The organism is Rhodopirellula sp. UBA1907, from assembly GCF_002337565.1.
Lineage (GTDB): Bacteria > Planctomycetota > Planctomycetia > Pirellulales > Pirellulaceae > Rhodopirellula > Rhodopirellula europaea.
On sequence record NZ_DDGH01000023.1, the window covers coordinates 69,092 to 72,159 of the forward strand.

2 protein-coding genes are annotated in these 3,068 nt (G+C 57.7%); both read right to left on the reverse strand.

The features are described from left to right. A partial coding sequence (locus B2R17_RS05375) for an APC family permease (protein WP_286763156.1) occupies positions 1-1,940 on the reverse strand: 1,940 nt, incomplete at its 3' end. 190 nt (positions 1,941-2,130) lie between these two features. Next, positions 2,131-3,068: amino acid--tRNA ligase-related protein (locus B2R17_RS05380; RefSeq protein ID WP_286763157.1), on the reverse strand; the 938-nt coding region annotated here is incomplete at its 5' end.

Genomic DNA, 3,068 nt, shown 5'->3' on the forward strand with positions numbered 1-3,068 from the left:
CGAAGCGTATCGGTGGGGATCACTCGCAGAAACTTGACTTGCCTTTGTTGCTCGCGAGAGAGACTGCTGAGCAATCGCGTGAGCAAATAATCGTGGCCGCCACGTCCACCAACCGGCACGAGGATTTGCTGGCTTTGATCGAGCTGCCAATCTTTAGGAGCACGAAGCACAACGACGTCACTGGATAGTTGGCCGAGCAAACCTTCCAGCGGCGTGTCGCGTGCTTCCGGAGTGATCTCGCTCAAGCCCAATAGCACCGATTGGCATTGATGCAATTTGGCGACGCGGGCGATTTCCATCATCGGTTCCGCGGAAACTGTGGTTAGCGTCTCGCAGCGAACACCGAGACTTGCCGAAGCGTGCAGAACCTCATTCATCACCGAATGAAGCTGTGCCGAGGGGCGGTGATTGACGATCGGATCCCAGTCATGAGGTGCGACGACGACGGTCTGAACTAGCACCCGTCCAAGGGCGGCGGGAACCAATGTATCCGCCAACGCGATCATGGCGCGTGCGTTGTTGGGATTCGCGATCGGTACGAGAACCAATGGCGAATTGCCACGCAGTCGCGAGAGTTCGGGATTGCTGGCGATGTTGGACACATCGGTCAGGCGTGCTCGACGAGCAAACAAGGACAGAAACAGAACGCCGCCTATCGCGATCCACATGACCGCGATGATTCCGGCTTCGGGCACCGCGATGCCTTGGAAAATCGCCAAGGCCAAACAAGCCAAACCGCCAACGACAGGAACGGCTGGGTAACCGGGGACTCGGAACGGTGGCGGTGTCAGCTCGCTACGTTGACGAACCAAAATGGCCAACCAATGAGCAATCGCGAATGTCACCAAGAAGATCAAGCTCGATGCCGCACCCGCCGCCGCGATGTCTGGCAGAAGCTGAATCAGCAAGCACACCAAGCCGGTCGTTACCAAGACCGAGATCCAAGGGGAACCGGATCCGGCGGCCAAGCGACTCAGTGCATTTGGAAGTGTGTTGTCCCGCGACATCGCGAGAGCAATTCTCGATGCAGCAAACAGGTTGGCTTGCAGAGCCGAGAACATCGAGAGGACCGCCGCGATCAACACCAGCCAATAACCTGATGTGCCGAGGTAATGCCGCGCGGCCAAAGCGACCACGGCTTCAGGATCCGATGCGGCCAATTCGCGAATGCTTTGAGACCCATCGGTACCGACGGTGGAAAGCACAAACAGGAGTGGCAAATAAATCAGCAACGCGATGATCAGCGACAACAACATCGCTCGTGGGATATTCTTGCTCGGCTCGCGAACTTCACCGCCGACCGCCGCAATCAAGTCGAATCCTTGCAAAGCGATGAAGCTGTATCCCATCGCTTGTACCAAGCCGCCCCAACCAGATGCGAGAAACGGACGTAATTCAGCGGTGGTTTTGGAAACGGGTTGCCCGGTCAGCACCCAAAATCCGCCGATGATCAAAACCGAGAAGACAGCCACTTTGGCGACGTTGATCCAAGCTCCTCCGCCGGATGTCCGAAACGTCATCAAGCCGCCGATGCCGACGGTCGTTGCAAGCGAAACGACCGGGACGCTCCAAGGTTCGCCAAGCCAATGCGGGACCGAACCTTGAGTCGCGAACAATTCGCTCAGCAGCAGCGTCGCGAAACTTCCGAAGCCGATCGCGTAAAGAACGGAGGCAACGATCGATGCAAACCAAACGACCCAGCCCACTGTGAAGGCGGATTCGACCGAAAGGACTTTGCGGCTGAAGGTGTAAGTCCCGCCAGACTCGGGGAACTTCGATGCCATCTCAGCGAAACTGAGCGCGGTCAGAATCGCGATGACGCCATTGAGACCAAACGCCAAGATCGCGGATGGGCCCGTTGTCGCAAACGCGACTCCGGCCAGTGCGAGGATGCCGCCACCCACGATCGCACCGACGCCGACGCTGGTGGCTCCAAACAAACCGAGGTGGCGATTAGCGGCGATGATGCGATCCGTCGATGGAAAAGAGATTCAATCGGCGAGATCCGACAGCAGTGAACGCACGACCGCCCTGCCCTGCTCTGACCTCGCTCCAACCAACGTTTGTAGCAAGATTTGGTTGGCGAACCAACGAGGTGAGCCGGGCAAATGGATCGATGCGAGGCCGCGATCAGGTTTTGGCGGAGACCGTTCGCAGGTGCAGTTCGTTGAGTTGGTCCGCGTCCACTTCGCCAGGAGCACCCGTCATCATGTCGGCGGCCTTTTGCGTTTTGGGGAACGCGATGACTTCGCGAATGTTCTCGAGGCCAGCGAACAGCATCACCCAGCGATCGACGCCCAACGCGATCCCGCCGTGTGGAGGTGCACCGAAACGCAATGCGTCGAGCAAGAACCCAAAGCGATCGCGAGCGGTTTCTTCGTCCATGCCCAGCAGTTCAAACACTTGCGATTGAACCTTGCTGTCATGAATCCGAATCGTTCCACCACCAGCTTCCGATCCGTTGATGACCAAGTCATAGGCTTGAGCGCGGCACTTCTCAGGCGACTCTTTCAGAAGTGGCAAGTCTTCTTCGAGAGGAGCGGTGAAGGGGTGGTGCATGGCGACATAGCGACCGGCTTCTTCGTCCTTTTCGAACATTGGGAACTCGGTCACCCAACTGCAGTTCAGCTCGCCTTCTTCGTAGAGTTTCAGTTCCACGGCCAAACGTTTTCGAAGACCGGAAAGGCCTTTGCAGGTGACTTCCCAGGTGTCGGCCAAGAACATCAGCAAGTCACCGGGTTCGCCGCCCATCAACTCTTTGATTTCAGCCAAGTGTTCAGGCTCAAAGTTCTTCGCGATCGGGCTCCACAGTGTTCCGTCATCTTCGACGCGGAACCAAGCCAAGCCCTTGGCACCGAAGTCTTGTTGCACAAACGCGGTCAACTCATCGATCTGCCGTCGCGAGAACTTGAGGGCGGCGTCTTTGACGTTGATGCCACGGACGAAGTTGCCAGCGTCGGCGGTTCCGCGGAAGACTCGGAAGTCGGTCTTCGCAGCCACCGAAGTGACGTCGACGATTTCCAAACCGAAACGCAAATCGGGAGCGTCGGAACCAAAGCGACGCATGG